7 protein-coding genes and 1 pseudogene are annotated in these 5,688 nt (G+C 34.5%); 3 read left to right on the top strand and 5 right to left on the bottom strand.

Annotation, left to right across the window (positions count from 1 at the left end):
* Positions 1-54: 54 nt before the first annotated feature.
* Positions 55-261, top strand: a pseudogene (locus ACIPNH_RS04020) (IS3 family transposase); the annotation flags it as partial.
* Positions 262-263: 2 nt separating this feature from the next.
* On the opposite strand, the gene pth reads toward ACIPNH_RS04020, so the two are convergent.
* Both pth and ACIPNH_RS04010 read right to left on the bottom strand, forming a co-directional pair.
* Positions 264-812: an aminoacyl-tRNA hydrolase gene (gene pth, locus ACIPNH_RS04015; RefSeq protein WP_400771866.1), complete on the bottom strand. Its 549-nt coding sequence runs from the start codon at positions 810-812 to the stop codon at positions 264-266.
* Positions 812-1,423 carry a 50S ribosomal protein L25/general stress protein Ctc gene (locus tag ACIPNH_RS04010; RefSeq protein WP_155968825.1) on the bottom strand — a complete coding sequence of 204 codons (612 nt, stop codon included), beginning with the start codon at positions 1,421-1,423 and terminating at the stop codon, positions 812-814. The genes pth and ACIPNH_RS04010 overlap by 1 nt, the downstream gene beginning before the upstream one ends.
* A gap of 145 nt (positions 1,424-1,568) precedes the next feature.
* Here ACIPNH_RS04010 and ACIPNH_RS04005 point away from each other — a divergent pair, with 145 nt between their 5' ends.
* Entirely contained in the window at positions 1,569-1,868 is a 300-nt protein-coding gene (locus ACIPNH_RS04005; protein WP_155968823.1) for an NADH dehydrogenase ubiquinone Fe-S protein 4, read from the top strand.
* Between the two features lie 301 nt (positions 1,869-2,169).
* Here the strand turns inward: ACIPNH_RS04005 and ftsL are convergent, their stop codons facing one another.
* Both ftsL and rsmH read right to left on the bottom strand, forming a co-directional pair.
* Positions 2,170-2,481, bottom strand: a complete 312-nt coding sequence (ftsL, locus tag ACIPNH_RS04000; protein ID WP_007548286.1) for a cell division protein FtsL — start codon at positions 2,479-2,481, stop codon at positions 2,170-2,172.
* Entirely contained in the window at positions 2,478-3,359 is an 882-nt protein-coding gene (gene rsmH, locus ACIPNH_RS03995) for a 16S rRNA (cytosine(1402)-N(4))-methyltransferase RsmH (protein WP_007548285.1), read from the bottom strand. Before rsmH ends, ftsL begins: the two co-directional genes overlap by 4 nt.
* A 218-nt stretch (positions 3,360-3,577) precedes the next feature.
* Here rsmH and ACIPNH_RS03990 point away from each other — a divergent pair, with 218 nt between their 5' ends.
* Entirely contained in the window at positions 3,578-4,825 is a 1,248-nt protein-coding gene (locus ACIPNH_RS03990) for an MFS transporter (protein WP_400771863.1), read from the top strand.
* A 27-nt stretch (positions 4,826-4,852) separates the two neighbouring features.
* Here the strand turns inward: ACIPNH_RS03990 and map are convergent, their stop codons facing one another.
* On the bottom strand, positions 4,853-5,635 hold the full coding sequence (map, locus tag ACIPNH_RS03985) for a type I methionyl aminopeptidase (RefSeq protein WP_155968820.1): 783 nt from the start codon (positions 5,633-5,635) through the stop codon (positions 4,853-4,855).
* Positions 5,636-5,688 lie beyond the last annotated feature (53 nt).

Here is a 5,688-nt window from a genome sequence, read left to right as displayed (position 1 = left end):
CTCAACCTCCTTATCATCTTCTATCCTTATCTTATCACATCCGGACTTCTATGAAAAGAGCTATACTATCAGTCTCACCAGCAACTCAAAGAGCATCTTTATGACTTTGTTATGGCCTACAATTATGCTAAAAGACTCAAAACTCTTAAGGGTCTTACACCTTTTGAGTTTATATCTTTACAGTGGACAAAATCTCCTGAATTGTTCATACTAAATCCACACCATCACACTCTGGGACCATACACTCCCTGTGTTTCGTAATATTATACAATCAAATTGATAAAAGCTGTATTATCTCCTTGCAGCATTAAGTGTATATTTTTTGCTATTTTTTCCACTAAGGGAGTAACATTATCAAAATTTGAAAATTTTGATAACACATAATCTGCTAAGCTTCTTTGATCTTCAGGTCTACCCATTCCAAATCTCAAGCGCCAATAATCGTTGCCAATAAAACTATCTATGGATTTAAGTCCATTATGTCCAGCAGAACTACCACCTTTCTTTACTTTTATTCTTCCAAGTTCCAAATCAGCGTCATCGTGTATGACAACGATATTATCTAGCGATAATTTGTAAAAGTTTCGTATTTTTGCAACAGAAATGCCTGAATTATTCATAAATGAATAAGGCTTTATTAACATGATTTTATTATCATTAATTATGCCAGAGGTTATTAGATAATCGGCTTTTTTAGAGAACGACTGGAAATTCCAATATTTGCAGATTGCATCAACGGTGATGAAGCCGATATTATGATGAGTTAGCTCATATTGACTGCCAGGATTACCAAGCCCAACTATCAGGTGCACTATTCCTCTGTTTCTGCTTGAGGTTCTTCAACGTCACTATCGGCAGCAGAAATTGTAACAATGGTAAAATTTTCTTCTTCATGAGCTACAAACTTAACACCTTCTGGTAATTTTACATCATTGATATGTATAGATTGGCCAATCATTTTGCCGGATAAATCAACTTCTATAACCTGAGGTATTTTATCAGGAGAGCATTTAACAGCAATAGAACGACACAAAACATTAAGCACTCCACCTAACTTAATCCCTGGAGCTTTACTTTCATTCACAAATGATAGAGGTATGTCTATTTTAATTTCGCTGCCTTTATCAACAAATTGAAAATCAACATGTTGCACAGTATCCTTTACTACATGCAATTGGATATCGCGAACAAGAGCATATTCCTTTTTGCCCGAAATATTCAGCTCTATCAAATGTGCAGAAAGAGAACCTGATTTATATTGCTTCGTGAATTCCTTTGCAGACAATGTCAAATTTACATTATTATGGCCCTTTCCATATATGATTCCAGGGATGTTTCCTTTCTTCCTTAGAGAATGCATCGCTTTTGTTTTTGTTATATCACGTAACTCTGCATTAATTGTTACTATTTCCTGTTGCGTCATCGGTTACTCCTGTTTAGCTAATCCTTTTAATATAATTTAATAATAATATAACATAAAAATATTTATTTCAAACTTCATTCTTTCATACTAATTGTTTGTGAAAGGATTTATTTGGATATATATTTAAGCTTATTTAACAAGAACTATGGGCATTGACGATAAAGTAGTTTTTAGGATTTATAGACCAACAAGAACTGCAACACAATCTGGTTTAGGTAATACAAATTTCTGGCACCTAAAAATTGAATCTGGTTCTTACTATATTGAACCTTTGATGGGGTGGGTTGGCTCAAAAGATCCAAAAAAACAGATTGTATTAAAGTTTGACTCTCTTGAAAAAGCAGTATTCTACGCAAAAAAACGCAACGTTAAATACGTAATTGAAATGCCAAAAAATGTTAAGAGGCTGCCAAAATCTTACGCAAGCAATTTCATACTAAAGTAAGTTGCACAACAAATGGTGTTATGCAAGTAGCTGACACTGCTCTCCTTTGTTATCCCAGTGCCCAGACACTGGGATCCAGGAATTTTATTAAGTTGGTAAGCATAAAAATAGCTGTTTTACGTTAAAATACAATGTTTTTGATGATTATGGAAAGGCTGGATCCCAGTGTCAAGCACTGGGATGACACCATTTGTTGTAAACTCACTTTTACTCTATGGTTATACTACCTTGCCGCTATCCTGAACGGATACAAAGTAAGTTTTATTGTGATGTGCTCATCTGTAAAAAATAAGACTTAATCTCACTGTTGATCATGGATTTTAAGTTGTGCTAGCACGCTGCGGCCATTTAAAGAGTCAAGATTTTTAACCTGGCTAGCCAGTATTAAAGAGTTATTTTTCAGGTATTTCTTTACAAGGCTTGCAAGCCTTTTTGGATTATTCAAATAGCTCCATTCTGCTTGTAAAACTTTTATATCACTTTGCACTAAATTAATTTCACTTTTTATTTTTATTAGCTCTCTATTTAATGACTGAACATGTAATTTTACCTTAAATAGTCCTACAATGCTAAGAAAAAACATAACTATTGAGATGATGCAGAAAGTTCTCATGACAACCTCTGTATAGCTCTTAGTTTTGCTGAGCGTGAACGCGGATTTGCACTTACTTCTTCTATACTTGCTTCGATCACTTTTTTATTTAGAAGAGAGAATGTCTTGCAATCAGTAGCACATAAATCTTTAAAAAAAGTTTTGACTATACGATCTTCTAAGGAATGAAAGGTGACGACAATTAATTTGCCATTCTCACTTAAAATCTCAGATGCAGCTTTAATGCCCTTTTCAAGTTCTCCCAGCTCATCGTTTACCCATATTCTGATTGCCTGAAATGTTCTGGTTGCAGGATCAATTTTGCTTTTTCCACGAAATACCACGGAACGTACAATATCCGCAAGCTCAAATGTAGTTTTGATAGTTTTCTTCTTCCGTGCATTTACTATTGCTCTTGCGATTTTGCGAGAATGACGTTCGCCTCCGTAGTTATATATAGTATTTGCGATTTCTTCTTCGCGTAAAGCGTTAACAAACGTTGAAGCGTTTATATAAGAAGAGTTATCCATACTCATATCGAGTGGACCATCATGTAAAAATGAGAACCCTCTATCCCCGTTATCAAGCTGCATAGATGAAACTCCGATGTCAAAAACTATTCCATCGATACCTTCAATATTGTTGCTATCTAATAAATTTTTAATATTACTAAACTTCTCAATGAATAGTTTTATTCTATCTGGATATCTAACGCTTAAATCATCATAAAACTTAGTTACCGTTTCATCTCTATCAATTGCATATACTTTGCAATCAGCTGACTCCAATATTGCTTTGCTATACCCTCCAGCTCCAAATGTAGCGTCCACGTATATGCCACCATCCTGCGGTGATAGTAGTGATAGCATCTCTTTTAACAAAACTGGAGTGTGTGTCATATCAAAAAATTTAAGTACAGTTGGTGTAGATATCCTACTCTACTCTACTCTTCACATCAATTTTATTTATGTACATAGATTTTCTTGCCAAAATATGGTATCTTATCGGAATATATGAGCAATAATATTAAAATCAAGGTTTAATATTGTTAATATAATATTCACATAACGTTCACATTTTTTTTTATATATAAGATCAAACAGGCTATAGGGAAATTATGCAGCAAATAACAAAAGTAATATTTTCAAGTTTGATTTGTAACACTTTATTGTGGTATGACCACATGCTTTTTGGCCACTTAATAAACATAATAGGTGGTGTGTTTTTTCCATCGGATGATCAACTAACCAGCGTATTGAAGGCTTTTGGAATGTTTGCAGTGGGTTTCTTAATGAGACCAGTCGGTGCTGCTATATTTGGTCACATTGGTGATAAACATGGCAGAAGAGTTGCCTTATTGCTCTCGATTATATTAATGACTTTATCAACCGTATTAATTGCTTTTGTTCCAGGTTATCAAAGCATTGGAATACTAGCGTCAATGCTGGTAGTGTGTTTAAGATTATTGCAGGGTATATCTCTTGGAGGAGAAGCAGGAAATGCACCATTTTTAATAGAACATGCTCCTAAAAACAAAAAAGGATTTTTTGGCAGCATTGAAGTATTAAGCGCAATTTTTGGTTCAGTATTCAGCTTGATAGCGGTACTCATATGCAAAAAAGTATCTGATTTTGAATCTTGGGGGTGGAGATTACCTTTCATTTTCAGTTTAGCAATGGGATTAATTAGCATATATATGAGATATATACTTGATGAAAGCCCAGAGTATAAAAGACAAAAAAATCCGTCTAAATTGCCACTAAAAGAGTTATTAAACAATTACAAAAAGCCTGTTCTAATATCAATAGGTATTGACTTGGTTGAAAATGCGTCTCTCTATATATATTTGGTATTTTTCAATGTGCTTACGAATAAAATATTAACAGTAAATACTCATTTTAATCATATAGTGGAAATACTGAGTCAAATTGCGCTCGGAGGATTGACAATATTGTTTGCAATACTTTCTGATAAGGTAGGAAGAGAAAAAGTTATGAAATTTGCATTTATAGCTTTTGTAATAGTGAGTTATCCAGTTTTTTCAATGTTATGTAGTGGCAATTACTTGCTGGCACACATTCTTTTTATAATTCCAATAGCTGCATCGCTTGGTCCTGTCAGTGCACTTATGTGCGAATTATTTCCAACAAAGGTTCGGTACAGTGGATTTGGTTTATCAAGAAATATAGCTGCTGGATTTTTTGGCGGCCTTGCACCATTTATATGCACAACAATTATCAAGGTTACAGGACAAGAGACTTCAGCTAGTTTTTACATGATTTTCTGTGCATTAATTGGGCTAGTTGCTATATCGCAAATTAAGGGTGAGCTTTCTTCAAAATTACCCAAAGTAAACCAAGTATAGTTGCAGTATAGCAGAATTTAAAAAAATCTAATTATAAGGTGGGAAATGCCAATTCTTAGGTGATAATGTGAATATTTCAGCACCATCTTTTGTTACTCCAATCGTATGCTCAAATTGAGCAGAAAGTGAAAGATCGCGTGTTGTTACTGTCCAGTCATCGAGTTTACTGAGCAGAGTCTCATGTTTTCCAGCATTAATCATTGGCTCTATTGTAAAAAACATACCTTCCTTCAAGACGAGATTTTCATCTTGATCATAGAAATGCACTACATTTGGTGGAGCATGAAAGACTTTTCCTATACCATGTCCGCAGTAGCTGCGTACGATAGAATATCCAAAATCTCTAATATATTTCTCTATAGCAAGCCCTATTTCATTTAACTTATTGCCGGGCTTAACTTGTTTGATTGCTTCCATCAATGCATGATAAGTAGCGTCACACAAGCGTTTTGCTTTTATTGATGGCTTGCCAACCCAAAACATGCGACTTGTATCACCATGCCAGCCATTTAAAATCACCGTGACATCAATATTTAAAATATCTCCATCTTTAAGTGGTTTATTATCGGGAACACCATGGCACACAACTGCATTTTTTGAAGTGCAAATCGATTTTGGATACCCCCTATAGTTTAGTGGTGCTGGAATTGCACCTGCATTAATTATAAAATCATGACATAGATCATTTAACTCATTAGTTGTCACCCCTACCTTTACGTACGGTGCAATGAAATCAAGAGTTTCAGCAGCAAGCCTGCCAGCCTTGCGCATAAATTCAAAATCTTCTTGTGAGTGTATAGTTATGTTCATATTTTCCATGTCTTATTGTAATTGGTACGCTTACTCGCAAGTACATAAACATA

The organism is Wolbachia endosymbiont of Drosophila barbarae (assembly GCF_044752445.1).
In the GTDB taxonomy this organism is placed as follows: domain Bacteria; phylum Pseudomonadota; class Alphaproteobacteria; order Rickettsiales; family Anaplasmataceae; genus Wolbachia; species Wolbachia pipientis.
This window is presented reverse-complemented; position numbering and strand designations above follow the sequence as displayed.